We start from the raw sequence: 25,036 nt of genomic DNA on the forward strand, positions 1-25,036 counted from the left end.
TCGTGCCGGGGCACTCAGATGTCCAGCGCGCGCCGCACGGTCGGCGCGTGCCGCCGGGAAACCGGCACCATCCCGTGCGCCCGGTCATCCATGATCAGAGACAGCTCGCCCTTGAGCCCGCGCTCTATCTCCCTGATGCGGCTCAGGTTGACGACATACCGGCGGTGGACCCGCAGGAAGCCGACATCCGCCAGCTCACCTTCGAGTTTGTCCAGGCTCAGCGAGGCGGCTCGCAGTCGCCCCTGATCGGTGGAGAGCCATACGTCGCTGCCCTGCGCTTCGGCGAAGGAGACTTCCGGCAGCCGCAGCAGCACCATCCGGTTATCCCGGATCGCGACCAGCCGGCGCGGCTGCGCCCGAAGATGCGCGACCCCCTCCGTCTGGGGCACCTGCGCCCCCTCGGAGGCACCGAACGAGACCAGGTTGCCGATCACGCGTCCGGAGGAGAAGACGGGTCGGATGCTGATCGACGTCGGCTCGTCGGCGAGGTGGGCGAAGATCTGCGTCGTGCCGACCCAGTCAGGATTGTGGGCCGCCTGCCTGGTGGCGTACCGGGCGGCAGTGATCAATTCAGGCAGCCCAGGGGTCCATCGCAGCGTGGGATCGACCGCCGGGGTGCATGCCGGGACGCCCAGGAGCACGCTTGCCAAGGCATCGGCGATCACCACCTTGCCCGCGCTGTCCACGGCGGCGAGTGCCGCACCGGAGTGCGCCCTGGCCTGGGCGTAGGCCGCGACCAACTCGGCACCGCTGTCCCGGGCGCGCCTCTTCAGGGGGCACTGGGTCATGGCGGCCGCGTTCGCCAGCCAGCTTTCCGTGGACGCGGGAAGCCGGCCGCGCCAGCGGCAGACATTCAGGACCGCGATCGGTTCTCTGGTCACCACGTCGCGCACCGCGATGCCCGCGCAGACCCAGTTGTGGAGCGCCTGACACCAATGCTCAGCACCCCTGATCGTCACCGGGCCGTGCGCCTCGAGCGCCGTGCCGATGCCGTTCGTGCCGATCGCGCACTCGGACCAGGAGAACCACGGTGCCAGATTGGGGTCGCCGGCTCTGGCGAGCGTGGCCTGGTCACCCCACTCGGCCAGGACCCGGCCAGTGGCATCGGCGACAGTGACGACGCCACCGATGCTCCCCACCTCATGTGCCACGGAGGCAGCACGAAAACCCAGCTCGGCGATTACGACATCGTGCTCGGGCGAATGGTCGAGCTCCGTGAGGGCCACCGGAGCCTCTGTGAGGTGAGGATCGACCCGGTACTGCTCTCGGCAGCGATGCCAGGAGATCGCCACCAGGGGCCGGACATCCGGGACCTGGTCCTCGCCCTGCACGAACCGTTCCCACGCCGCGAACACGGTTCCGTTGTCCAGGTTCGCCGAACCGGGCTCAAGCCGATGTACATCCCTCATGGTTCAGAACCGCCTTGGTCCCTCCCCAACACCCGACGGCGCGCGCCGCGCGCGGCGGTCGCCGCTCGTCGTGGCCGGGTGCGCTTCTTCCTGCCTCGTCACTCGTTCCAGGCTGTGTCACCAACCTGCACTTCCCACCCTAGGTGCCGTCGGCGGCCTGCGCACGTACCTCTCCGGACCGCGTGAGCGAGCAGCGGTACGCAACGGCAAAGGTGGGCCGCTCGCCTTGTACGCACGCGGACACGGAACGTACCGAGGTGCGGGGCGCGGGTGTCGGCGGGACCATCGCAGGCATGGGCCAGACGAAGGAACCGGCCGGGTGAGCGGCCGGGGGAGAGCCTGCCGGGCGGCCGCCGTCCTGCTGCTCACCCTCACCGGTCAGGCGACGGCCGCCCCGGCGGCCACCCCGCCGGCCGGGGCCACCGTACGCGGCTCCGGCGTGGTCACCTGGGCCGCGAGCGCCCAGCGCGTCGGACAGGGCGCCGACCGGGCCTACCGGCTGATCGTGAAGGTCAGCGCGGGCGGGAGCGACCTGCGCATCCGGCTGTCCAACGCCTACGGGGACCACCACCTCACCGTCGACGCCGCCCACGCGGGCCTCCAGTCCGAGGGTGCCGCGCTCAAGCCGCGCACCAACCGGGCACTCACCTTCGGCGGCAGGCAGGCCGTCACCGTCCCTCCGGGCGGGGCCGTCTGGAGCGACCCGATGCCCGGCCGCGTCCCCGCCGGGGCCCGCCTCGCCGTCAGCCTGCGCACGCCGGACGCACGGGGGCCCGCCACGGGCCACGAGCTGGCCCTCACCACCTCCTACCTCGGCCGGGACGCCGACCCCGGCGGCGACGGCGATACCGGCTGGACGCTGACCACCGGCTCCTGGTGGTACCTCGACGCCGTCTCCGTACGCCCCGCACACCCCCGTGCCGGCGCGGTCGTCGCGCTCGGGGACTCCATCACCGACGGCTGGGGGTCCACACCCGGCCTCGACCGGCGCTGGCCCGACGACCTCGCCCGGCGGCTGCGCGCGGACGGCACGGGCGTCGCCAACGAGGGGATATCCGGCAACCGGGTCCTCACCGGCAAGGACGGCGGCCCGAGCGCCGGGCGCCGGCTGGAGCGGGACGTCCTCTCCCAGCCCGGCGCGCGCACGGTGATCCTCTACGAGGGCGTCAACGACCTCAAGGCGGACCATGCCGCCGGCGCGGACGAGATCGTGGCGGGCTACCGGGAGATCACCAAGAGGGCCCACGCGGCGGGCCTGTGCGTGGTCGGCGTCACCGTCGCGCCCTTCCAGGGCTGGCCCCAGTGGGACACGGACGCCGAGGCGGTGCGCCGGGAGGTCAACCACGAGGTGCGTACCGGCGGCGACTTCGACGCCGTCGCCGACGTCGACCGCGCGCTGCGCGACCCCCGCGACCCCGCCCGGCTGCGCCCCGACCTGGACAGCGGTGACCACCTCCACCCCGGCGACGACGGCATGCGCGCCATCGCCGGGGCCGTCGACCACCCGAGCCGGAACTGCCGGCGCTGACGCCGGCTCAGCTCAGCAACCGCACCCAGTCGGCCGGGACCCGTCCGGCCGGGCCCGGCACCGGCTGCTCGAGCGGGTGGCTCTCGGGCGGGGCCAGAGGAGGGCCGGACTCGTACAGTTCCTCGGTGGCGTAGTCCCAGAACCAGCCCTCGCCCGGCTCGAAGCTGCGCAGCACCGGATGGCCGGTTTCCCGGTAGTGCGCGGTGGCGTGCTTGCCCAGCGACTGGTCGCAGCACCCGATGTGCCCGCACCGCGCGCAGCGCCGCAGATGGAACCACCAGCCGTCCGCCTTCTCGCACTCCTTGCACCCCGTACCGCTCGGCGGCACGGACGGGTCGATCGCGGTGTCCTCACTCATGCGCCCTCCTGGGCTCTGTCGGTTTCGCCGGCCGCGGTGTCCGCGGTCAGCGGGAGGCGGACCTGGAAGCGGGTGTCGCCGGGGGCCGACTCCAGCCGCAGGGTGCCGTGGTGCTTGTCGACGACGATCCGCCGCGAGATGTCCAGCCCGAGACCGGTGCCCGCGCCGACCGGCTTGGTGGTGAAGAACGGGTCGAAGATCTGCTCCCGGATCTCCGGCGGCACACCGGGCCCGGTGTCCGCGAACTCCACCAGCGCCGACTCCCCGTCCCGCGCCGTCCGCACGGTCAGCGTGCCCCCGCCGCCGTCCTGGGTCATCGCGGACACCGCGTTGTCGATCAGGTTGGTCCACACCTGGTTCAGCTCCGCCGGATAGCCCGGCAGCGAGGGCAGCGTACGGTCGTAGGCGCGCACCACCTCGATGTGCGGACCGAGCTTGCCGGACAGCATCAGCAGGGTGCTGTCGAGGAGTTCGTGCACGTCCACGACGCGGAACGGCACCCGGTCGAGCTGGGTGTACTGCTTGGCGGCGTCCACCAGTTGGGAGACGCGGGTGGTGGCGTCCTCGATCTCGTTCATCAGCAGCTCGGTCTCGATGGTGTAGTTGAGCCAGCCCACCGCGCCGCCCAGGATCTCCTGGTCCACCGTGGCGGCCACCCGCTCCAGCCAGTCGGCGTCCAGCCCGGCCTGCACGAACACCGGCGCGAGCCGCCAGCCGTCATCGATGCCGTGGTCGGTCAGCCAGTCGGCCAGCGCGTCCTCCCGGTCGGCCGCCTCCAGCGGACCGAGCGCCGGTGCCTTGGCGACCCGCTCGGCGGTGCGCTCCTGGATCTCGATCAGGCTCGCCAGCGCGTCGCGGGAGAACGGCCCCTCCGCGATCAGCGCCAGTTTGCGCCGCATCCGGGCCACCCGTTCCCGCAGGGCGGAGGTGGCCCGCACCGCGGCCGCCGCCGGGTTGTTCAGCTCATGGGTGAGCCCCGCCGACAACGAGCCCAGCGCCAGCAGCCGTTCGCGCTGCCCGATGGCGGCCTGGGTGCTCTTGGAGCCGAAGAACAGCCCCTCCAGCAGATGCACCGCCATCGGGAACCAGGCCCGCATGACCTCCGCGAACACCGGCGCGGGCAGTACGAAGAACCGCGTCGGCTCCGTCACCCGCATCGAGTTGTTGTACAACTGCCGCACCCGGTCCCCGAGATACGCCTGCATCGCGCCGCCGTACACCCCGCGCTGGGAGGTCCGGGACACCTCCACCTCCTCGGCGCCGATCCGCCGCGAGAGTACGACAGCGCCCTCGATCAGTACGTAGAAGCAGGTCGCCGGGTCGCCCTCGGTGTACACCGGGCCCGGTTCGAACAGCTCCACCCGGCCCTCCCGGCACAGCCGTCCCAGCTGATCGGGCGACAGCCGCTCGAACAGGAACAGGCTGCCGATCTCGCCGGGGCTGCACGGCAGCGGCCGCCCGCTCACGACTGCTCCAGATACCGGTGGACGAGCATCACGGCCATGGCTCCCTCTCCTACGGCGGACGCGACCCGCTTGGCCGACTCGGCGCGCGCGTCGCCCGCCACGAACACGCCCGGCACACTGGTCTCCAGGTGGTACGGCGGCCGGTCCAGCTCCCAGTCCCGCGGCAGCTCCCCGCCCACGGTCAGATCCGGGCCGGCCAGGATGAACCCCCGCCCGTCCAGCTGCACGGTCCCGTCCAGCCAGCCGGTCAGCGGGGCCGCTCCGATGAACACGAACATCCACTGCGCCTCGACCTGGTCGGCCTCACCGGTGTCCACCCGGCGCAGGGTCAGCCGCTCCAGCCGGTCCGAGCCGTGCGCCGCCTCCACCTCCGTGCGGGCGCGCACCGCGATGTTCGGGGCCTCGGTGATCTGCTGGACCAGGTAGTGCGACATCGACGCGGACACACCGGGCCCGCGCACCAGCAGCGTCACGGACTTGGCGAACCGGGACAGGTACATCGCCGCCTGCCCGGCCGAGTTGGCGCCGCCCACGATGAACACGTCGTGCCCCTGGCAGGACGGCGCCTCGGTCAGCGCCGACCCGTAGAACACCCCGCAGCCGGTCAGCCCCGCGCAGCCCTCGGCGGTCAGCCGCCGGTACTGCACCCCGGTCGCCAGGATCACACTGTGCGCGCCGATCGCCGAGCCGTCCGCGAACCGCACGATCCGTGCCGCGCCGTTGACCTCGAGTCCCGTCACCTCGCGCGCGGTGAGGATCTCCGCGCCGAACCGGGTCGCCTGGCGGCGGGCGCGTTCGGTGAGCTGGGCGCCGGAGACGCCGTCGGGGAAGCCGAGGTAGTTCTCGATACGGGAGCTCTGCCCGGCCTGGCCGCCCGTCGCCGAACGCTCCAGCAGCACCGTGCGCAGCCCCTCCGAGGCCCCGTAGACCGCCGAGCCGAGCCCGGCCGGGCCGCCGCCGATCACCACGAGGTCGTAGAAGTCGGCCGTCGGCGTCGTCGCCAGACCGACCCGCGCGGCCAGCTCCGGGGCCTCGGGCTCGACCAGCACCCCACCGTCCGGGGTGATCACCAGGGGCAGCCGCAGTCCGTCCTGCCCGGCCGCCGCCAGCAGCCGCCGCCCCTCGGGGTCCTCCACCGAGTACCAGCGGTAGGGCACCTGGTTGCGGGCCAGGAACTCCCGTACGTCCGAGGACCGCGCCGACCAGCGGTGGCCCACCACCTTCATGAACGGCACCGGCCGGTGGTCCCCGGCCCGCCAGGCGGCCAGCAGGTCGTCCACCACCGGGTACAGCTTCTCCTCCGGCGGGTCCCAGGGCTTGAGCAGATAGTGGTCCAGGTCCACCACGTTGATCGCGTCGATGGCCGCCCCGGTGTCCGCGTACGCGGTCAGCAGCACCCGCCGCGCGCCCGGATACACGTCCATCGCGCGCTCCAGGAACTCGATGCCGTTCATCACCGGCATCCGGTAGTCCGCCAGCAGCACCGCCACGGAGTCGCCGCGCAGCTTCAGCTCGCGCAGCGCCTCCAGCGCGGACGGTCCGGACTCCGCGCGCACCACGCGGTACGACGCGCCGTAGCGGCGCCGCAGATCGCGGGCGACCGCGCGGGACACGCCCGGATCGTCGTCCACGGTCAGCAGGACGGTCCGGGCGGCGTCGGTCGGCTCTGCCATGCGTTCTCACCCCGGCCGGTCGGGTGCACGGGACGGTCTCGCCCATCGTATGTGCGTTTGCCCCGCTTCGCCCCGGTGTGCTCCGGGCGCCGGGTGGTGGACGGACCCGCCCGCTGTGGCAGGGTCATGGCGACGACGGAACAGGCCGGACGACGAGGAGGCCCAACGCATGACACGCCCGATCACGGCAGGGGTGGACGGTACCGAGGAGAGCCTGGCCGCGCTGGACTGGGCGGCCCGCGAGGCCGTGCGCCGGGGGCTGCCGCTGCGCGTGGTGCACGCCTGGGAGGAGGTCGGGGAACTGCCCGCCGACCGGGACACCCAGCGGGCCTGGGTCGAGGAGGGTATCGGCCGTGCCGTCGGCTCCCTCGCCGAACGGCACCGGGGCCTGGACACGACCGTGGAGCTGACCGAGGACGACGCGGTGGACGCGCTCCTCGCGGCCGGCGCGGACGCCGAGGCGCTGGTCCTCGGCACCCGTGGGCACGGCGCGGTGGTCGGCTTCCTGCTCGGCTCGGTCGGCCTCCGGGTCGTCGCGGAGACCGCCCGGCCGGTGATCCTGGTGCGCGCCGGGGACCGCCCGGAGGCCGAGTCCGCCGGACGGGAGATCGTCGTCGGCCAGCACGGCACCCCGGAGGACAGCGCCGCCGCGCTGCGCTTCGCCTTCGAGACGGCGGCCGCCCGCGGTGCCACCCTGCGCGCGGTGCGTGCCTGGACCCTGCCGCCCGTCTTCGCCTACAGCCCCGGCTCGCTCAAGCTGCTGGACGAGGCGGGTGGCCTCGAACCGTACGAGAAGCGGGCGCTGGCCGACGCGCTGCGGCCCTGGCGGGAGCGGTTCCCCGGCGTGCCCGTCGCCGAGCACGTCGAGATGGGCAGCGCCGGACAGGTGCTGGTCTCCCAGGCCGCGCGGGCCCAGCTCCTCGTGGTGGGCCGCCGGGCGCGCCGTACGGCGGTCGGCGCCCGGATCGGCTCGGTCGCGCACGGGGTGCTGCACCACGCGGGCAGTCCGGTCGCCGTAGTCCCGCAGGACCGGCCCGGCGACGGCCCGGTCTGACGGTCAGGACGCCCGGTCGCGGGCCTGCTCGGCGGCGGCCCGCACCGGGCCCCGGTACAGCGGGCCGTGGCCGGGCAGCAGCACGTCACCCTCCAGTTCGGCGATCAGCGCCAGCGAGGTCACGGCCTGGTCCGTCTCGTGGTGGAAGAAGCCGTGCAGCATCTGCGGGCCCCGGACGCGGGAGGTCGCGTGCCCGGTGATCAGGGCGTCGCCGGAGATCACGACGCCCGCCTCGGGCAGGTGGTAGACGCAGTGCCCGCCGGTGTGGCCCGGCGTGTGCACGGGCACCGGGCGCCCCGGCACATCGAGGGCGCCACCGGGCTCGAACGGCTCGGGCTTCACCACCGGGTTGTGCTCGGTGCCGCCCGCCTTGATCACATGTACCGCCCACGGCACCACACCGGGCCGCCAGGCGTTGCGCACCACATCACCGATCGAGCACTGCTGGAGGAAGTCCCGCCGGGCATGCGGCACTTCGGCCGGATGCAGCAGCACCGGCGTGCCGTGGGCGGCGCGCAGGTACTCGGCCGAGCCCAGGTGGTCGTTGTGGGCGTGGGTGATCAGCACCGCCGTCACCGCCTCGGGTGAACTGCCCACGGCGGCGAGGGAGTCGAGCAGCCCCTGCCGGTCTCCGGGATACCCGGTGTCGACGAGCGTGACGTCCTCACCGTCCTTCAGGATCACCCAGTTGACGTGGTGACCCCGCACCAGGTGGACGCCGTCCGCGACCTGCTCTGCCTGTGCCCGCATGTTCCCCTCGGATTCCGGCCGGTGACCTGTCCGGCGTCAGCCAACCAGATACCGGGGTCAGCGCACTCCGCGCGGGCGGAACTGGATGCTGATCCGGGGCCCGGCGGCCCGTGCCGACTTGGGGACGCAGTGCTCCCAGGTGCGCTGGCAGGAGCCGCCCATCACGATCAGGTCGCCGTGCCCGAGCGGCCGGCGCACGGCCACCGGGCCACCGCTCGCCGGACGCAGCAGCAGATCGCGCGGGGCGCCGACCGAGAGGATGGCGACCATCGTGTCCTGGCGGCTGCCCCGCCCGATCCGGTCGCCGTGCCACGCCACGCTGTCCCGGCCGTCGCGGTAGTAGCACAGCCCGGCCGTGACGAAGGGCTCGCCCAGCTCCGGCCCGTAGTGCGCCGAGAGCACCTGGCGGGCCTCGTCCAACACCGGGTGGGGGAGTGGGTCCCGGTCGCGGTAGAAGGACAGCAGGCGCGGTACGGACACCACGTTGTCGTACATCCGGCGCTGCTCGGCCCGCCAGGGGACCTCCGCGGCGAGCTGTTCGAACAGCGCGTCGGCCCCGCTCAGCCAGCCCGGCAGCACGTCGATCCAGGCCCCCGAGCCCAGTACGGTCCGCTCCAGCCCGTCCAGGGGGCCGAGGCTCAGCTCGTCGGCCTGGTCGAACAGCGAACTCTGGAGGTGCGTGGACATGGGGACAGCGTACTCCTTAATCGAAAATGTGTTCTAGCGATCATGAGGTGCCCTCTCGCGGGCCCCGGCTCGCGCGGCTCTTTCGATACATCAGTATCGGATACGTTTCTGTACCGAAAGCGAGGTGCGGGCGATGACGGCCGAGGAGAAGACGCCGCGGGTCACCAAGCGGCGGGCGCGGACGCGGGCCGAACTGCTCGCCGCCGCCTTCGCGGTGTTCGCGGCCAAAGGGTTCGGGCGGGTCTCCATCGAGGAGGTCTGCGAGGCCGCCGGATACAGCCGCGGGGCCTTCTACTCCAACTTCGCCACGCTCGACGAGCTGTTCTTCGCCCTGTACCAGGAGCGCGCCGACCTCATCGCCGCCCAGGTCGCCGAGGCGCTCGCCCAGGACGGCCCCGCGCTGGACGTGGCCGCCTGTGTGGACCGCGTCGCCGAGGTGCTCCTCCTCGACGTGGACTGGCTGCTGGTGAAGACCGACTTCCTGGTGCACGCCGCCCGTGACCCGGCCGTCGCCGAGACCCTGCTCCGGCACCGGGCCCGGCTGCGCGAGGCCGTCGCCGACCGGCTCCGGCGGGCCGAGGCCACCGCCGCTCCGCCCGGCGGAGTGGACGCGGCCGCCCGCGCGGTGGTCGCCGCCTATGACGGCGTCACCGTCCAGCTCCTGCTGGACAAGGACGTCGAGGCCGCCCGTGACTGGCTGAAACACCTGCTCACGCCCCTGCTGTCCGGCAGCGGCGACCCGGAATGAACGCTGGAACGAAGGACGAGGACTCCATGGACGCGGACGTCATAGTCGTGGGAGCGGGCCTGGCCGGCCTGGTCGCGGCGCACGAACTCACCAGCCGGGGCCGGAAGGTGGCCCTGCTGGACCAGGAGAACGCCGCCAACCTCGGCGGCCAGGCGTTCTGGTCCTTCGGCGGCCTCTTCCTGGTCGACTCGCCCGAACAGCGCCGCCTCGGCGTCAAGGACTCCCTCGACCTCGCCTGGAACGACTGGCGGGGCAGCGCCGGCTTCGACCGGATCGACGACGAGGACTCCTGGGCGGTGCGCTGGGCCCGCGCCTACGTCGAGTTCGCGGCCGGGGAGAAGCGGTCCTGGCTGCGCGGCCACGGCATCGAACTGCTGCCCACCGTCGGCTGGGCCGAGCGGGGTGACCTGCGCGCCGACGGCCACGGCAACTCCGTACCCCGCTTCCACGTCGCCTGGGGGACCGGTACCGGCGTGGTCGAGCCCTTCGTGCGGTACGCCCGGCAGGCGGCGGGGGACGGGCTGCTGACCTTCCACCACCGGCACCGTGTCGACGAGCTGCTCATCGACGGCACCACCGCGCGCGGGGTGCGCGGCACCCTGCTGGCTCCCGACGACTCGCCGCGCGGTGTGGCCTCCAGCCGGGAGACGGCCGGGGAGTTCGAGCTGACCGCGCAGGCCGTCGTCCTCACCACCGGCGGCATCGGCGCCAACCACGACATCGTGCGCCGCTACTGGCCCGACCGGCTCGGCACGCCCCCGGCCGACATGGTCACCGGCGTACCCGCCTACGTCGACGGCCGCATGCTCGACATCAGCGCGGAGGCCGGGGTACGCCTGGTCAACCGGGACCGCATGTGGCACTACACCGAGGGCCTCGCCAACTGGGACCCCATCTGGCCGGGCCACGGCATCCGCGTCCTGCCCGGCCCCTCCTCCATCTGGCTCGACGCGCGCGGCCGCCGCCTGCCCGACCCCTGTCTGCCCGGCTACGACACGCTGAGCACCCTGCGCCACCTGCGCACCACCGAGGATATCGCGGGCCACGACCACTCCTGGTTCGTCCTCACCCGGAAGATCATCGAGAAGGAGTTCGCGCTCTCCGGCTCCGAGCAGAACCCCGACATCACCGCCAAGGACCGCAAGGCCGTGCTCCGCGACCGGGTGCTGGGCAAGGGCGCCCCGGGGCCGGTGCGGGCGTTCCTGGACAAGGGCGAGGACTTCGTCACCGCCGGCACGCTGGAGGAACTGGTGGCCAGGATGAACGGCCTCACCGGCGAGGCCCTGCTGGACCCGGCCGAGGTGCGCCGCCAGATCGAGGCCCGCGACCTCCAGATGGCCAACCCCTACAGCAAGGACTCCCAGGTCCAGGGCATCCGCAACGCCCGCCGCTACATCGGGGACCGGCTCGGCAGGGTCGCCGCGCCGCACCGCATCCTCGACCCCGAGGCGGGCCCGCTGATCGGGGTCCGGCTGCGCGTGCTGACCCGCAAGACCCTGGGCGGCATCCAGACCGACCTCGACTCCCGCGCCCTGGGGCTCGACGGCAGCCCGGTCGACGGGCTCTACGCGGCCGGTGAGGTCGCCGGCTTCGGCGGCGGAGGGGTGCACGGGTACAACGCGCTGGAGGGCACCTTCCTCGGCGGCTGCCTGTTCTCCGGCCGCGCCGCGGGCAGGGCGGCGGCCCGGCAGACCGGCTGAGGCGGCGCGACCGGGCCCCCGGCGGTCTGCTCCGGCAGGGTGCCGAGGGGCCTTCGGGACCTTCGGCTCCCCGTCGGCGCGATGCCCCTGGAGCGCAGGACAGCCGGGGGTCCGGCGCCCTAGTCTGTGGCGGAGCGATCATCCTCGTCCCGAAGGAGCGCATGTGACGTCCTCCCGCCGCCCGGCCGCACGACGCCGCACCGCCCTCCTCCGGCGCGAGACCGTCCTCGCCACGGTCCCCCTCGCGGTCGCCGCCCTCCTCGGCTCCGCCGCTCCACTCGGCTCCGGCACCACCGGAGCACCGGGCGCCGGTGACCCTTACTTCCCGCTGAGCGGCAACGGCGGCTACCACGTACGCCACTACGACCTCACGCTCGGCTACGACCCGGCCGGCCGGCACCTGGACGGCACCGCCGTCCTCACCGCCCGTGCCACCCAGCGCCTCAGCCGCTTCGACCTGGACCTGAGCGGCCTCACCGCGACCTCCGTGCGCGTCGGCCGCGAGGACGCCCGCTTCACCCGCAAGGGCCAGGAACTCGTCGTCACCCCCAAGAGCACCCTGCGCGAGGGGCAGGAGTTCAAGGTCACCGTCCGCTACAAGGGCACGCCGAAGCCGGTCACCGACCCGGACGGCTCGACCGACGGCTGGATTCCCACCGACGACGGCGCCTTCGTCGCGGGCCAGCCGCAGGGCGCCATGACGTGGTTCCCGGCCAACAACCACCCGCTGGACAAGGCGTCGTACGACTTCACCATCACCGTGCCCGAAGGCCGTACCGCCGTCGCCAACGGCGTGCTGCGCGGGCAGCGCACCGCGCACGGCCGCACCACCTTCCGCTGGCACCAGGCCGAGCCGATGGCCGCCTACCTGGCCACCGCCACCGTCGGCACCTTCACGGTCCGGCGCAGCACCCTGCCCGGCGGCATCCAGCTCTACGACGCCGTCGACCCCAGGGAGGCCCGCGCCGCCGACCCGGTGGTGAAGAAGCTGCCCTCGGTGCTGAAGTGGGGGGCCGGACTGTTCGGCCCCTACCCCTACCGGGCGGCCGGCTCGATCGTCGACCACGCCCCGGACGTCGGCTACGCCCTGGAGACCCAGACCCGGCCGGTGTACAGCTCGGCGCCCGACCTGGACACCCTCGTGCACGAAACCGCCCACCAGTGGTTCGGTGACTCCGTCTCGCTGACGAAGTGGCAGGACATCTGGCTCAATGAGGGCTTCGCCAGCTACACCGAGTGGCTCTACGAGGAGCAGCACGGCGGCGACAGCGCCCAGAAGACCTTCGACGGCCTGTACGCCCGCCCCGCCAAGGACAAGCTGTGGGCCTACCCGCCCGGCGACCCCGGCGACGGCGGCAAGATCTTCGGCGACCCCGTCTACGACCGGGGCGCGATGGCCGTGCACCAGGTGCGCAAGACCGTCGGCGACCGCGCCTTCCTGCGCATCCTGCGCGCCTGGGCCGCCCAGCACCGCGACGGCCATGGCACGACCGAGCAGTTCACCCGGCTCGCCGAGAAGGAGTCCGGCAAGAAGGTCGCCCCGGTCCTGCACACCTGGCTCTACACCAAGGGCAAGCCGAAGACCGCCTGACGGTCACTGCTCGCGCAGCCCCCACGGGGAGCCGTACGCGGTCAGCAGGTCCAGGAAGGGGCGGGCGGGGAAGGCCTCCGGGCCCAGCACGCCCGCGCCCGACCAGGCGCCGGTGGCGAGGAGTTCGAGGGCGACGACCGGGTTCACGGCCGTCTGCCAGACCACGGCCTGGGAACCGTACTCGGCCATCGACCACTCGTTGTCGACCACGTGGTAGAGGTACACCTCGCGCGGCGCCCCGTCCTTGGTGCCCCGGACCCAGGTGCCCGCGCAGGTCTTGCCGCGCATCCGGTCGCCCAGCGTCGCCGGGTCGGGCAGCCCGGCGGCCACCACGTCACGCGGCGAGACCGCCACCGGACCGTCCGGGCCCGGCACGGTCACCGGAACGGTGCGGTCCAGGCCCAACTGGTGCAGCGTGCGCAGCGTGTCGGTGAACTCGCGGCCCAGCCCGTACTTGAAGGTGACCCGCCGTGCGTCCGTCCAGCGCGGTATCAGCAGCACCTCCTCGTGCTCGACGTTCACGCACTCCACCGGGCCGATGCCCTCGGGGAAGTCGAACACCTCCGGCTCGCTGAACGGCTCGGTGGTGAACCAGCCGCGCCCCTCCTCGTAGACCACCGGCGGGTTCAGGCACTCCTCGATCGTGGTCCAGATGCTGAAGGAGGGCGCGAAGTCGTAGCCGTCCACGGTGAGGTTGGCGCCGTCGCGGACGCCGATCTCCTCGATGGTGTCGAAGAGTTCGTCCGCCGCGTACCGGGCGAACACGTCGGACAGGCCGGGCTCCACGCCCATGCCCACCAGCGCCAGCGCGCCCGCCCGCTCCCAGTCGGCGGCGAGCGCGAACTGCTCGTCGCCGAGCTTCACCCCGCACTCCTCGTACGGGCGCTCCGGGTGCGGCCGGGACAGCGACATCGCCATGTCGACATAGGTGGCCCCGGCCTCGCGGGCGGCCCGGAACAGCGGCATCACGAATCTGGGGTCGGTGGCATTCAGCAGCACGTCGCAGCCGTGCCGGGCGAGCAGCCCGGCGACCGCCGCCTCGTCGGCCGCGTCCACCCGCTCGGGTACGAACCGGTCCGCGTCCGCGCCGAGGGCCGCGACGGCCGCCTCCGCGCGGGCGGGGTCGTAGTCGGCCACCACCATCAGGTCGAAGAACGGACGGCGGGCCGCGATCCGGGTGACGGCGGTGCCCACACCACCGGCGCCCACGAGCAGTACACGCATGACGGAAACTCCCTGCCTGACACGGACGGAGAACGAGAACGGGACAGGCGCGCCTTGCCGTGAATCCAACGCCCCGCGTCACGTTAAGGTCAATGGCGTTGGCATAAGGACCGCAAGGACCACCGCAGAGAGGGCCCCGCCGTGCCCAAACCCGTCGTGCCCGAGGAGAAGCGCCGCAGGCGCCGGCCCACCCGCAGCGGCACCGTGCTCACCGAGGAACTGATCGTCACCACCGCGCTGCGCCTGCTGCGCGAGCACGGCAGCGCCGGGCTCACCGCGCGCCGCCTCGGCCTCGCCCTGGACTGCGACCCCAGCACCCTCTACCGGTACTTCCGGGGCATGGACGACCTCACCCTGGCCATCGGGGACGCCCTCATCGGCCAGGCCCTCGACGGCTGGCGCCGCACCGGCCGATGGCGCGCCGACCTGCGCGCCATCGGCACCCGCATCCACGCCGCCTACGTCGCCCACCCCCAGGCGGCGCTGCTGACCGTCAGCCGGGTCACCGGCCGCGCCCATGAACTCGCCGTCGACGAGGCGGTCCTCGACGTGCTCGCCCGCGCCGGGTTCCCGCTGGCCGAGGCGGTACGGGTCTACCACGCCTTCATCGACCAGACCCTCGCCTTCGCCGCCCTGGACGCCGCCACCCTGGCCCTGCCCAGCGCCTCGCAGCGGGCCGACGAGGACCAGTGGCACTCCACCTACGCCCGGCTGCCCCGCTCCACCCACCCGCGCATCGCGGAGGCCGCCCCGCTGCTCGCCCGGCAGATGGTGCACAGCGCCTACCCGACCGCGCTGGAGATGCTGCTGGACAGCGCGGCCGCCCGGCTCAGCGGCGCAGCGTCCGCGCCGCCGTCGCGCTGACCGCCTCGGCGAGCGCCGCCAGCGCGGGGGAGTCCAGCCGCCACTGCTGCCAGTACAGCGCGACGTCCAGCCACCGCCCCGGCGCGAGCGGCACGACCCGGCCCGCCGCCAGCAGCGGCTCCGCCTGCGACTCCGGGACCATCCCCCAGCCGAGCCCGCGCGCCACCGACTCGGCGAATCCCTCCGAGGTCGGCACGTAGTGCCGCACCGGGCCCGCGCCCGGCCCGCCGAGCCCGCGTACGAAGGCGTCCTGGAGGCCGTCCTTGTCGTCGAAGACCATCACCGGCAGCGCGCCCAGCGCCTCGGCGAGCAGCCCGGACGGCAGCCGCGCGGCCAGCTCCGGCGCCGCCACCGGCAGATACCGCAGCCGTCCCAGCGGACGCACCGAGCAGCCGGGCACCGGCTCCGCCGACCCCGTCACCGCCGCCATCACCAGACCCTCGCGCAGCAGCGCGGCCGTGTGGTCCTCGTCCTCCCGGCGCAGCTCGAAACTGAGCCCCGGCACCTCGGTGAGCGCGTCCAGGAACCAGGTCGCCAGGGAGTCGGCGTTCACCGCGACCGACACCCGCGTCGGCTCCCCGGCACCGCTCATCCCCAGCTCGTCCCGCGCGTCCCGCTCCAGCCGGGCGAGCTGGCGGGCGTACCGCACCAGGACCGTGCCGGAGTCGGTCGGCCGGACCGGCTTGGTGCGCTGGAGCAGCACCCGGCCGGTGCGCTGTTCCAGCGCCTTGACCCGCTGGCTCACCGCGGACGGCGTCACATGCAGCGCGGCGGCGGCCGCGTCGAAGGTGCCCTCGTCCACCACCGCCAGCAGCGTCCGCACCTGCTCCAGGGGAAGCTCGTTCATCACGAGAGCTAAGGGTACGTAAGAATCTTTAGCTGTACGCGCGGTGATCCGGTCCTTAACGTCGAGGGCATGAACAACGCGCTCACCGCCGCGGCCGCGGGCTTCGGCACCGGTCTCTCCCTCATCGTCGCCATCGGCGCCCAGAACGCCTTCGTCCTGCGCCAGGGGGTCCGCCGGCACGCCGTCCTGGCCGTGGTGGGCATCTGCGCGCTCTCGGACGCCGTGCTCATCGCCCTCGGCGTCGCGGGGGTCGGCGCCGTCGTGGTGGCCTGGCCGGACGCGGTACGGGCGGTCGGCATCGTCGGCGGCGTCTTCCTGCTGTGCTACGGCGCCCTCGCCGCCCGGCGCGTCCTGCGCCCCGGCACCGGCGGGCTGAGCACGGACGGCGAGGCGGCCGGGTCGATCCGGCGCGCGGTGCTCACCTGCCTGGCGATGACCTGGCTCAACCCGCACGTCTACCTGGACACCGTCTTCCTGGTCGGCTCCCTGGCCGCCGACCGGGGCCCGCTGCGCTGGACCTTCGGGCTGGGCGCGGCGCTGGCCAGCCTGTGCTGGTTCGCCGCCCTCGGCCTCGGTGCCCGGCTGCTCGGCCGGGTGCTGGCCCGTCCCGCCGCCTGGCGGGTGCTGGACGGGCTGGTCGCCGTCACCATGCTGGGTCTCGGGACGATGCTGCTGATCGGCACCTGAGGAGGCAAAGGGTTCGGCTTTCGCCGGGCGTTGCTGCGATAGTGAGGCCCGAAATCGAAAGATGTATCGAGCAACCAGGACCTCCGTGGACACGAGCGAGAGCAGCAGCACCACCGACGCGGGCACGACCGGGACGCCCGGAGGGGACCCGCCGGCACGCGGCTGGCGCCGCTGGGCGATGGACACCCGCCCCCTGCGCATCCCGGCCTACCGGCGCCTGTGGTCGTCGACCATCGTCACCGCCGTCGGCAGCCAGCTCACCGCGGTCGCCGTGCCCAAGCAGATCTACGACATCACCCAGTCCTCGGCCTGGGTCGGCTACGCCAGCCTCGCCGGGCTCGTGCCCATGGTGGTCTTCGCGCTGTGGGGCGGAGCCGTCGCGGACACCGTGGACCGGCGCAAGCTGCTGCTGGTCACCAACATCGGCATCGCGGTGACCTCGCTGCTGTTCTGGGCCCAGGCCGTCACCGGCCTCGACTCGGTGCCGGTGCTGATGGTCCTGCTCGCCGCCCAGCAGGCGTTCTTCGGCCTCAACCAGCCCGCCCGCAGCGCCTCCGTCGCCCGGCTCGTCCCGGCCGGGGAACTGCCCGCGGCCAACGCGCTCGGCACCACCGTCATGCAGACCGGCCTGGTAGCCGGCCCGCTGCTCGCCGGTGTGCTGATCCCGGTCGTCGGACTGCCCGAGCTGTACCTCATCGACGCCGTCGCGCTGACCTTCACGGTGTGGGCGGTGTTCCGGCTGCCCGCCCTGCCCCCGCTCGGCGAGGGCACCGCCCGGCGTGCCGGGGTGCGGGAGATCGCGGCCGGGTTCCGGTACATCGCCGGGCACACGGTGCTGCTGCTGTCCTTCCTCGCCGACATCGTCGCCATGGTCTTCGGCATGCCCCGCGCCCTCTTCCCGCAACTGGCCGCGCAGACCTACGGCGCCTGGGGCTCGGGGCTCGCGCTCGGACTGCTCTTCGCCGCCATCCCGGTCGGCTCGGTGCTCGGCGGCCTGTTCTCCGGCGTGTTCTCGCGGGCCCGCAGGCACGGACTCATGGTCATCGGCTCGGTGGTCGGCTGGGGGCTCGCCGTCGTCGGGTTCGGGCTGAGCGGCAACCTCTGGGTGGCCGTCGCCTTCCTCGCCGCCGGAGGCGTGGCCGACATGGTCTCCATGGTCTTCCGGGGCGCCATCCTGCTCTCCGCCGCGACCGACGAGATGCGCGGCCGGATGCAGGGCGTCTTCACGGTGGTCGTCGCCGGCGGCCCCCGCCTCGCCGACGTCCTGCACGGCACCGCCGGATCACTGTTCGGCACCCGCGCAGCCGTCGCGGGCGGTGGGGCGCTGGTGGTCGTCGTCATGCTGGCGCTGGCCGCCGCCATGCCCGCGCTGCGCCGCTACCGGATCTGACCGGGACCCTACAGGGGGGTGATCCGCCGGATCGCGTACTGGTCCATCAGCTTGCCTCGGGTCGTCTCCAGCCGGTGGGCCAGGATCTCGGCCACCGTGCGCACCAGCGACAGCCCGAGCAGCGGGTCCTCCACGCACAGCGCGAGCACGGAGGGCCCGTCGAACTCGTAGGCGCGGACGTTGCTGAACGCCACCGCTCCGAAGTCCCACTCGTACGGCGGAAAGAGCCAGGACCAGCCGAGCAGGTCACCGGCGCCGAGCGTGGCCACGGTGATGTACTGCCGGGAGGTCACCTGCTGGTCCAGGGAGACCGCGCCCGAGCGGATCACCCAGAACCGGTCCGCGACGCCGCCCGCCTCGAACACACGGGTGTCCTCCGGGAAGGAGACCTCCTTGGCCAGCTCCATCAGCCGTTCCCGCTGGGCCTGTGGCAGGGCGGTGGGCAGTTTGATCGCTTTGGTCATACGCGGGGCTCCTCACCGGCGGCCGTTCGGGTGGTTCCCTTTAGCCCATTGGAGCCGCTGCCGCCGCGCGGGGCACCTCGAAGGGGCGGCCGCGCGCGGGCCCGCCCTGCCGAGGGCAGGAAAAAGCCCTGGCTGGACGGGGGAAGCCAGCCAGGGCAGTCAATGCGGAAGCGCGCGGAACACACGGGTACCGGTCCGGGTCGCGCCCCGATATGGGTGAACGATAAACCACAGGGCGTCCGACCGGTATGGATACCGGCGTCACGTGACGTGCCTCACTCCCGTCGCTCCCGTCCCCTCGGCGTCCACCGGCCGGCTGCCCGGCGCGATGATCTCCGTCAGCACCCCGGCCACCACCTGGTACGTCAGCGCGCGTTCGGTCGCCTCCCGCGCCCGGTCCGGATCTGTGGCCGTCAGGCTCTGCGCCCGCTCCAGCCACACCCGCTCCTCCTCGGCGGCCAGATCCCGGCTCCGCCGGATGCGCCGCAACAGTTCGTCCGCGTCCACGACATCGCTCATGCCGGGCTCCTACCCGTTCAGCGCGCGGTAAAGGCACGCGGGCGGACGGTGTTTGACATCGCCGCGCGGGGTGAGCCGCAAGGAAGAGACCCCGGCCGTCCGGCAGCCCCCCCGGAAAGACCGGGCGCCACGCCTGGGAGGGACGACACCATGTGCGAGCAGCACGCGACCAGTGCCCCGGCCGTGCCGCGGCAGAGCCGCAGGACCATGGCGTACCGGCCGGCCGACGCCCGCAGAGACGTACGCCGCGCGGTGACCGAACGCTGTCGTGACCGCGCGCTCACCTGCGCCGACGAGACCCTTGAGGACGCCCTGCTGGTCGCCTCCGAGCTGACCGCCAACGCCATCCTGCACGGCGGCGGCATCACCCGCTTCGAGGTCGACGTCGACGCCCGCGGCGTACGGCTCTCGGTGAGCGACCGCAGCGACGAACTCCCGGACACCACTGCCCGGCTGGACACCGAGCCCGACCGGAGCCGCACCGGCGGCCGGGGGTGGCCCATCGTCAGCCTCCTCGCCCGTGACGTACGGGTGGCCGGACTCCCGCGCGGCGGCAAGTGCGTCACCGCCGTCGTACCCCTGCGCTGAACACGGCCCCCTCCCGGCCGCGCACCCGCCACCGTCAGGAGCGCTCGTTCATGCCGATCCACCCCGCGAACACCTCTTCCGCCGAAGCCGCCCGGCCTCGGCGGAGCCACGACGACGCGCCCGACACCACCGCCCTCTTCACCCGGCTCGCCGCACTGCCGGACGGCCCCGAACGCGATGCCCTGCGTGCGGAACTCACCACCGTGTGGCTGCCCATGGCCCACCGCATCGCCGGCCGCTTCCGGGACCGGGGCGAGAACGTGGAGGACCTGCGCCAGGTGGCCGCGCTCGGCCTGGTCAAGGCCATCGACCGCTTCGACCCCGGACGCGGCGCCTTCGAGAGCTACGCCGTGCCGACCATCACCGGCGAGGTCAAGCGGCACTTCCGGGACCGCACCTGGGCGCTGCGGGTACCGCGCCGGGTGCAGGAGCTGCGCAAGCGGGTCCGCGTCGCCCGCCGCGACCTCACCGACCGGCCCGGCGGCCAGGCGCCCAGCGTGGCGGGCATCGCCGGGCACACCGGGCTCACCGAGGCGGAGGTCACCGCCGGGCTGGAGGCGCTGGACAGCTACACCACCCTCTCCCTGGACGCCCAACCGGCCGGCGAGGGCAGCACCCTCACCGACAGCCTCGGCGCCCCCGACCCCGCCTACTCCGTCGTCGTCGACCGCGAGGCCGCCCGGCGCAGTCTGGGCCGCCTGCCCGAACGCGACCGGGACATCCTCTACATGCGCTTCTTCGAGGACCTCTCCCAGAGCCGCATCGCCGCCCGCCTGGGCATCTCCCAGATGCACGTCTCCCGCCTCCTGCACCACATCTGCGCCCGCGTCCGGGACGAGGTCCAGGACCCCCGCGCTGACGGGCCGCTCAAGCGGTAGGGGCGGCCGTCACTTCTTCGCCGCCTCCACCTTCACCGGGACGCCCAGCGGGCGGGCGAGACCGGAGACCGCCTCGTCCAGGCGCTGGAGGTGGCGCAGGACGCGGTCGGTGACGCGGCCGTAGCGGGGGGTGGCCAGGGTGCCGGGTTCCAGCATGGAGGCGATGCTCGGGCCGGCCTCCAGCTCGGCCGGGGAGTGCGGGTCGCGGACGTGGTCGGCGAGCGCCTCGATGTTGTGCACGATCCGGCTGCACACCCCGCTCAGCCGGGGATCGGCCGCGATCGACGGGTTGCTGGGCAGCAGCTCCGCCGTGGCCGCCAGCGACCGCCCGTGGTACGCGCAGGTCTCCAGCAGCGCCACCACGTACCGCGCGGTGTCCCGGCGGGAGCGCAACGGGGTGACCGGGTGGGTCAGCGGCTTGGTCGCGGCGCGCAGATCGGCCAGCGCCTGGTCCAGCTCCCGGGCCTGGTCCACCAGATCCGTGTGCGGCCGCCCGCTGAGCTGGTCCACGGCCGCCTGCGTCAGCTCGGCCAGCTTGTCCAGCACCTTCACCAGCAGCTCGTTGGTACGCCGGTCGGTGCGCACCGGCAGTACGACCGCCGCCGTGATCACCCCGCAGGCCGCGCCCAGCGCCGTCTCCTCCACCCGCAGTACCAGCACCGACGCGCTGTACGTGTTCAGCAGCGTGTAGAGCAGCCCCAGCGCCGCCGTCACGCAGAACGACATCAGCGTGTACGACAGGGGAGCGGTGTAGAACATCGCGAACACGAACACCAGCACCAGCGCGAACGCCGTCCACGTGTGGTGTCCCACCGCGCCGGCCAGCCCGATTCCGGCGACCACCCCGAGGACGGTGCCGAGCAGCCGCCGGCCGCCCTTCACCAGGATCTCCCCGGTGGAGGTGGTGTTGATGAACACGATCCAGCAGGTCAGCACCGCCCAGTACCAGCGCTGGTGGGACAGCAGCTCACCGCCCATGATGGCCAGCGACGCCCCCACCGCCACCTGGATGGCCGCCCGCGTCGTGGGGCGCCGGAGCCCGGTCTCCCCGGGCTTCTCCGCGTCGGGTTCCTCGTCGATCTCGATCGCCGCGTCCTCGGCGTCCAGCTCCTCACGGGACCGGCTGGTCGCCGGGGTGTCGTCGGACTCGTCCTGCGGGCCGTCCAGCGCGGTCCGCAGACCCAGCACCGCGCGCGCCGCCTCACCGATGCCGCGGAACACGTCCTGCACGGCCGGGGACGCGTCGGGCAGGTTGTCCTCCTCGCGGTAGCCCAGCAGCCGGTTGCGCACCTGGGCCAGCGCCGTGCCGGACGTCTCGCCCACCGGGCGCAGCACCAGCAGCCGCAGCGCCTCCAGGTCCCGGCGCATCGTCTCCGTCGCGGGGTCCCGCACCGGCAGCATCCGGCCGGGCGGCACCGGCGCGCCCGGCAGATGCAGGGTGAGGGTGTCGGTCCGCTGGGCGCTGCGCGCCGTGAGCAGCATCAGCCCGAGCCGCTCGGCGGCGATCTCGGCGTCCGCGATACGCCGCTGCACCAGCCGGGCCATCGCGTCGTCGGAGGTGCCCCGCTCCAGCCGGCCCTGGATCATCAGCGCCGTCTCGTGCAGCCGGGCCGTACCGGTGCGCAGGTCCTCCACGACCTTGTCCACGTCCTCCGGGCCGGCGTCCAGCAGCTCGATCTGCGTGCCCAGCAACTGCCCGAGCCGGGCCCGGAAGGCCCGCCGCAGCCGGTCCAGCGTGCCCGCCTCCGTCTGCGGCATAAGCACGAACCGCGCGAACGCGCTGCACCCGACCCCCACCGTGATCACGATGTACAGCGAGGGGAGCATCGACGGCGTCGCCCGTACGAACAGCGACAGGAAGTAGACCTGGAAGCCGATCAGCCCGAGCCCGGTGGCCCGGTCGCCGAACCGGCGCGCGTAGACCGCCGCGAAGATGATCAGCAGGAAGGAGATGTCGCTGACCAGCGGCCATTGGTTCAGCACCGCCCCCGCCGACACCGCGGCCAGCGCCACCGGCAGGGACAGTGCCACCGTGACGGCCTGCTTGCGGCGGTCCGTCTCCCGGACGGCGAAGGTCGCCGCCATCGCCGCCATCGCGCCCGCGACCAACTGGGGGACCGGGAAGCGCAGCGAGGCCAGCAGGATCAGGGTGAGGGCGATCGCGGCCACCATGCGCAGGCCCGCGATCAGCCGCAGCAGTCCCGGATCGGACGCGGCGAGCCGGTCCCACAGCCGTACCAGAAGCGCCCGTCCCCTTGCCTTCACGCCGCCGCGCTCTCTCTCCCGTGCCGGACCATGATCTACGACCCAGGATGTCACGACGCCCCACCAAGCTCGCCGCTGGCCAGCGGACACGGGCCCGGCGCGCCCGCGCCCCCGGGATCACGGGCCCCGGGTTGCCGGAGGCCGCCGCCCCCGCGACGGGACGGCGGCCTCCGGCAACCCGGCTCACCCGGTTCAGCCCCCGGTCACCTTCCCCCGCACCTTGCCCTCCGCCTCGGCCTTCCGCACCTCTTCCCGGACCTGGTCCGGTGTCAGATAGGAGTCGGTGTACTCGAAGTCCTTGAGCTGGGCCGGCTTGCGGGCCTGGAAGCCGGTACGGACGAAATCGTCACCGGCGACGGCGTTCAGCAGCCAGTTCACCATCACCCGCGCCTTGGCGACCCCGGTGCGCAGCGCGGACCAGTGGTAGCCGCGCGCCACGGCCTGGGCGAGGATGCCGTGCAGCTCGATGCCGAGCGGCCGGGACACCGCGTCCTTGCCGCCGAGGTCGACCACGAGACCGAGGTCCTTGTGGACGTACGGCTCCAGCGGCTCGCCGCGCAGCGAGTGGATGATGTTGTCCGCCACCTTCGGGCCCTGCCGCATGGCGTGCTGCGCGGTCGGCGGGCAGATCGCGCCCTCCTCGCCCTTGGCGAGGTCCGGCACGGCCGCCGCGTCACCGAGCGCGAACACCCCGTCGTGGCCCGGCACGGTCATCTCCGGGGTCACCGCGAGCCGCCCGCGCACCGTCTCGGCTTCCATCGTGCCGATCAGAGGGCTCGCGACCACACCGGCCGTCCAGATCAGGGTGTGCGACGGGATCACCCGGCCGTCGGTGAAGGTGACCTCGTTCTCCGTCACCTTGGCGACCGACACCCCGAGGGAGACGTCGATGCCCCGGTCGCGCAGGATCTTCAGCGCCTGCTTGCCGAGCCGGTCGCCCAGCTCCGGCATCAGCTTCGGCGCGATGTCGATCAGATGCCAGCGGATCAGGCTCGGGTCCAGCCGCGGATAGCGCCGGACCGCCGCGTGGGTGAGCCGCTGCAGGCAGGCCGCCGTCTCCGTGCCCGCGTAACCGCCGCCGACCACCACGAACTGCAGCCGCGCCCTCCGCTCCTCGGGGTTGTCGCTGGCGTCCGCGAGGTCGAGCTGCGAGATGACGTGGTCACGGATGTACGCGGCCTCCGCCAGCGTCTTCATGCCGAAGGCGTGCTCGGCGAGGCCGGGGATGTCGAAGGTGCGGGTCACGCTGCCCGGCGCCAGCACCAGGTAGTCGTAGGGCTCGTCGATGATCTCGTCGGTGATGCTGCGGATGACGCAGACCTTCGCCTCCAGATCCACCCCGATCGCCCCGCCCGGAATGATCCGGGTGCGGTACTTCTTGCTGCGGCGCAGCGAGACGGCGATCGACTGCGGCGTCAGCACGCCGGAGGCGACCTGGGGCAGCAGCGGAAGGTAGAGCTGGTAGGAGAACGGCGTCACCAGGGCGACGTCCGCCTCGTCGGGGCCGAGTTTGCGCTCCAGCCGGCGGACGCACTCGACTCCGGCGAAGCCGGCGCCGATCACCAGAATCCTGGGTCGTCGTGTCACGGTGTTGTTCCCTTCTGCGGCTCCCGTCGGTCCGGGTGGACGCCGTTCGCATGCCCGGGACCACTGCCACCACACCCGATCCCACCGTGCTCCGAGCCGTTCCGCCAGTCGGAAGCACCCGGCGGCGAACGCGGGGGCAGCAGCCTGCCCCTCCACGCACCGGAGTAACCCGATTCCGCACCGGTACACCTCCCGGCGCTCTCACCAGGGCAGGAAGGCGTGGATGTCCTTGCCGTCCTCGACCACCACCACGCTGACCTGGTCGCACAGGGTGTGCACCAGATGCCAGCCGATACCGCCGCCGCCCGAACTCGGCCTGAACGGACGCGGCTCGGGCACCACCGTGCTGGTGTCGTGCATGGTGACATGCACCCCGTCGAAGGTGCGCCGCATCCGCAGTCCGAACGGGCCCGGCGCGAACTGGACCGCGTTGGCCGCCAGCTCCGTCACCACCAGCAGGATGTCGTCCCAGTACTCCGGCGCGCTCGGCGGAGCCTCCCGGGCGAGCCCGCGCAGGAACTCCTCGGCGGCCAGCCGCGCGCCCGTGACGTTCGGAAGTTCGCCGGGGAAGCTGTAGGCACGCTCGTGCGCCCTCTCGGAGGGAGGTGTGCCGTCCCAACGCCGTTCTGTCGCCATCTCGCATTCCCCGGCCCGGTCTCCCGGAGCCGGCCCGGATACGGGCCTCGCACTCCGGGGCGGTCATCGTCGCTGGTCAGTTCACCAGGGCGGGTTCCCAGCGCGACGCGGATTACGCGTGAT

23 protein-coding genes are annotated in these 25,036 nt (G+C 73.1%); 10 read left to right on the top strand and 13 right to left on the bottom strand.

Annotated features, from left to right (window positions below; genetic code table 11):
• Positions 1–14: 14 nt before the first annotated feature.
• On the bottom strand, positions 15–1,409 hold the full coding sequence (locus E5082_RS29820) for a DNA-binding protein (protein WP_135794364.1): 1,395 nt from the start codon (positions 1,407–1,409) through the stop codon (positions 15–17).
• A gap of 319 nt (positions 1,410–1,728) precedes the next feature.
• Here E5082_RS29820 and E5082_RS29825 point away from each other — a divergent pair, with 319 nt between their 5' ends.
• Positions 1,729–2,937, top strand: a complete 1,209-nt coding sequence (locus E5082_RS29825; protein WP_229919039.1) for an SGNH/GDSL hydrolase family protein — start codon at positions 1,729–1,731, stop codon at positions 2,935–2,937.
• 7 nt (positions 2,938–2,944) lie between these two features.
• On the opposite strand, the gene E5082_RS29830 is transcribed toward E5082_RS29825, so the two are convergent.
• From E5082_RS29830 to E5082_RS29840, 3 genes are read right to left on the bottom strand one after another with little or no spacing between them, the layout of a single operon-like run.
• Entirely contained in the window at positions 2,945–3,295 is a 351-nt protein-coding gene (locus tag E5082_RS29830) for a UBP-type zinc finger domain-containing protein (protein ID WP_135794366.1), read from the bottom strand.
• Complete coding sequence (locus E5082_RS33510; RefSeq protein WP_135794367.1) at positions 3,292–4,761, bottom strand: ATP-binding protein; 1,470 nt, start codon at positions 4,759–4,761, stop codon at positions 3,292–3,294. Before E5082_RS33510 ends, E5082_RS29830 begins: the two co-directional genes overlap by 4 nt.
• Positions 4,758–6,434: an NAD(P)/FAD-dependent oxidoreductase gene (locus tag E5082_RS29840; RefSeq protein ID WP_135794368.1), complete on the bottom strand. Its 1,677-nt coding sequence runs from the start codon at positions 6,432–6,434 to the stop codon at positions 4,758–4,760. The genes E5082_RS33510 and E5082_RS29840 overlap by 4 nt, the downstream gene beginning before the upstream one ends.
• A gap of 169 nt (positions 6,435–6,603) precedes the next feature.
• On the opposite strand from E5082_RS29840, the gene E5082_RS29845 reads away from it, so the two are divergent.
• Positions 6,604–7,488 (top strand): universal stress protein, encoded by an 885-nt coding sequence (locus tag E5082_RS29845; protein ID WP_135794369.1) that lies wholly within the window; start codon positions 6,604–6,606, stop codon positions 7,486–7,488.
• A 3-nt stretch (positions 7,489–7,491) separates the two neighbouring features.
• Here the strand turns inward: E5082_RS29845 and E5082_RS29850 are convergent, their stop codons facing one another.
• Positions 7,492–8,238 (bottom strand): MBL fold metallo-hydrolase, encoded by a 747-nt coding sequence (locus tag E5082_RS29850; RefSeq protein WP_135794370.1) that lies wholly within the window; start codon positions 8,236–8,238, stop codon positions 7,492–7,494.
• A gap of 57 nt (positions 8,239–8,295) precedes the next feature.
• Positions 8,296–8,925 carry an alpha-ketoglutarate-dependent dioxygenase AlkB gene (locus E5082_RS29855; protein ID WP_135794371.1) on the bottom strand — a complete coding sequence of 210 codons (630 nt, stop codon included), beginning with the start codon at positions 8,923–8,925 and terminating at the stop codon, positions 8,296–8,298.
• Positions 8,926–9,058: 133 nt separating this feature from the next.
• Between E5082_RS29855 and E5082_RS29860 the strand changes: the two genes are divergently transcribed.
• The 3 genes from E5082_RS29860 (at position 9,059) to E5082_RS29870 (ending at position 12,964) form a co-directional block, all read left to right on the top strand.
• Positions 9,059–9,673 carry a TetR/AcrR family transcriptional regulator gene (locus E5082_RS29860; protein WP_135794372.1) on the top strand — a complete coding sequence of 205 codons (615 nt, stop codon included), beginning with the start codon at positions 9,059–9,061 and terminating at the stop codon, positions 9,671–9,673.
• 26 nt (positions 9,674–9,699) lie between these two features.
• Positions 9,700–11,373, top strand: coding sequence for an FAD-binding dehydrogenase (locus E5082_RS29865; RefSeq protein WP_135794393.1), 1,674 nt, complete (start codon positions 9,700–9,702; stop codon positions 11,371–11,373).
• Positions 11,374–11,536: 163 nt separating this feature from the next.
• A complete protein-coding gene (locus tag E5082_RS29870; RefSeq protein WP_135794373.1) occupies positions 11,537–12,964 on the top strand; it encodes a M1 family metallopeptidase in 1,428 nt (475 codons plus the stop codon).
• 3 nt (positions 12,965–12,967) lie between these two features.
• On the opposite strand, the gene E5082_RS29875 is transcribed toward E5082_RS29870, so the two are convergent.
• A complete protein-coding gene (locus tag E5082_RS29875) occupies positions 12,968–14,188 on the bottom strand; it encodes a saccharopine dehydrogenase family protein (RefSeq protein WP_135794374.1) in 1,221 nt (406 codons plus the stop codon).
• A 141-nt stretch (positions 14,189–14,329) separates the two neighbouring features.
• Here E5082_RS29875 and E5082_RS29880 point away from each other — a divergent pair, with 141 nt between their 5' ends.
• Positions 14,330–15,052, top strand: coding sequence for a TetR/AcrR family transcriptional regulator (locus E5082_RS29880; protein ID WP_135794375.1), 723 nt, complete (start codon positions 14,330–14,332; stop codon positions 15,050–15,052).
• On the opposite strand, the gene E5082_RS29885 is transcribed toward E5082_RS29880, so the two are convergent.
• Positions 15,018–15,902, bottom strand: a complete 885-nt coding sequence (locus E5082_RS29885; protein WP_135794376.1) for a LysR family transcriptional regulator ArgP — start codon at positions 15,900–15,902, stop codon at positions 15,018–15,020. The two genes, E5082_RS29880 and E5082_RS29885, sit on opposite strands and share 35 nt — an antisense overlap.
• Before the next feature lie 66 nt (positions 15,903–15,968).
• Between E5082_RS29885 and E5082_RS29890 the strand changes: the two genes are divergently transcribed.
• Positions 15,969–16,586, top strand: a complete 618-nt coding sequence (locus E5082_RS29890) for a LysE/ArgO family amino acid transporter (RefSeq protein WP_135794377.1) — start codon at positions 15,969–15,971, stop codon at positions 16,584–16,586.
• A gap of 61 nt (positions 16,587–16,647) precedes the next feature.
• Positions 16,648–17,976 carry an MFS transporter gene (locus tag E5082_RS29895; protein WP_135794378.1) on the top strand — a complete coding sequence of 443 codons (1,329 nt, stop codon included), beginning with the start codon at positions 16,648–16,650 and terminating at the stop codon, positions 17,974–17,976.
• Positions 17,977–17,984: 8 nt separating this feature from the next.
• Here E5082_RS29895 and E5082_RS29900 read toward each other — a convergent pair whose 3' ends face one another.
• Positions 17,985–18,440 (bottom strand): cyclic nucleotide-binding domain-containing protein, encoded by a 456-nt coding sequence (locus E5082_RS29900; protein ID WP_086696486.1) that lies wholly within the window; start codon positions 18,438–18,440, stop codon positions 17,985–17,987.
• A gap of 261 nt (positions 18,441–18,701) precedes the next feature.
• On the bottom strand, positions 18,702–18,959 hold the full coding sequence (locus E5082_RS29905) for a hypothetical protein (protein ID WP_135794379.1): 258 nt from the start codon (positions 18,957–18,959) through the stop codon (positions 18,702–18,704).
• A 150-nt stretch (positions 18,960–19,109) separates the two neighbouring features.
• Here E5082_RS29905 and E5082_RS29910 point away from each other — a divergent pair, with 150 nt between their 5' ends.
• Together E5082_RS29910 and E5082_RS29915 are read left to right on the top strand one after the other, a co-directional pair.
• The gene (locus tag E5082_RS29910) at positions 19,110–19,547 is read left to right on the top strand and encodes an ATP-binding protein (protein WP_135794380.1); all 438 of its coding nucleotides are present in this window, start codon (positions 19,110–19,112) and stop codon (positions 19,545–19,547) included.
• 50 nt (positions 19,548–19,597) lie between these two features.
• A complete protein-coding gene (locus E5082_RS29915; protein ID WP_135794381.1) occupies positions 19,598–20,425 on the top strand; it encodes a SigB/SigF/SigG family RNA polymerase sigma factor in 828 nt (275 codons plus the stop codon).
• A 9-nt stretch (positions 20,426–20,434) separates the two neighbouring features.
• On the opposite strand, the gene E5082_RS29920 is transcribed toward E5082_RS29915, so the two are convergent.
• The 3 genes from E5082_RS29920 to E5082_RS29930 form a co-directional block, all read right to left on the bottom strand.
• A complete protein-coding gene (locus E5082_RS29920) occupies positions 20,435–22,597 on the bottom strand; it encodes an FUSC family protein (protein ID WP_373310128.1) in 2,163 nt (720 codons plus the stop codon).
• Between the two features lie 285 nt (positions 22,598–22,882).
• The gene (locus E5082_RS29925) at positions 22,883–24,277 is read right to left on the bottom strand and encodes an NAD(P)/FAD-dependent oxidoreductase (protein WP_229919052.1); all 1,395 of its coding nucleotides are present in this window, start codon (positions 24,275–24,277) and stop codon (positions 22,883–22,885) included.
• Positions 24,278–24,478: 201 nt separating this feature from the next.
• Positions 24,479–24,913 carry an ATP-binding protein gene (locus tag E5082_RS29930; RefSeq protein WP_135794383.1) on the bottom strand — a complete coding sequence of 145 codons (435 nt, stop codon included), beginning with the start codon at positions 24,911–24,913 and terminating at the stop codon, positions 24,479–24,481.
• Positions 24,914–25,036 lie beyond the last annotated feature (123 nt).

This window comes from Streptomyces griseoluteus (assembly GCF_004784465.1).
Classification (GTDB): domain Bacteria; phylum Actinomycetota; class Actinomycetes; order Streptomycetales; family Streptomycetaceae; genus Streptomyces; species Streptomyces griseoluteus.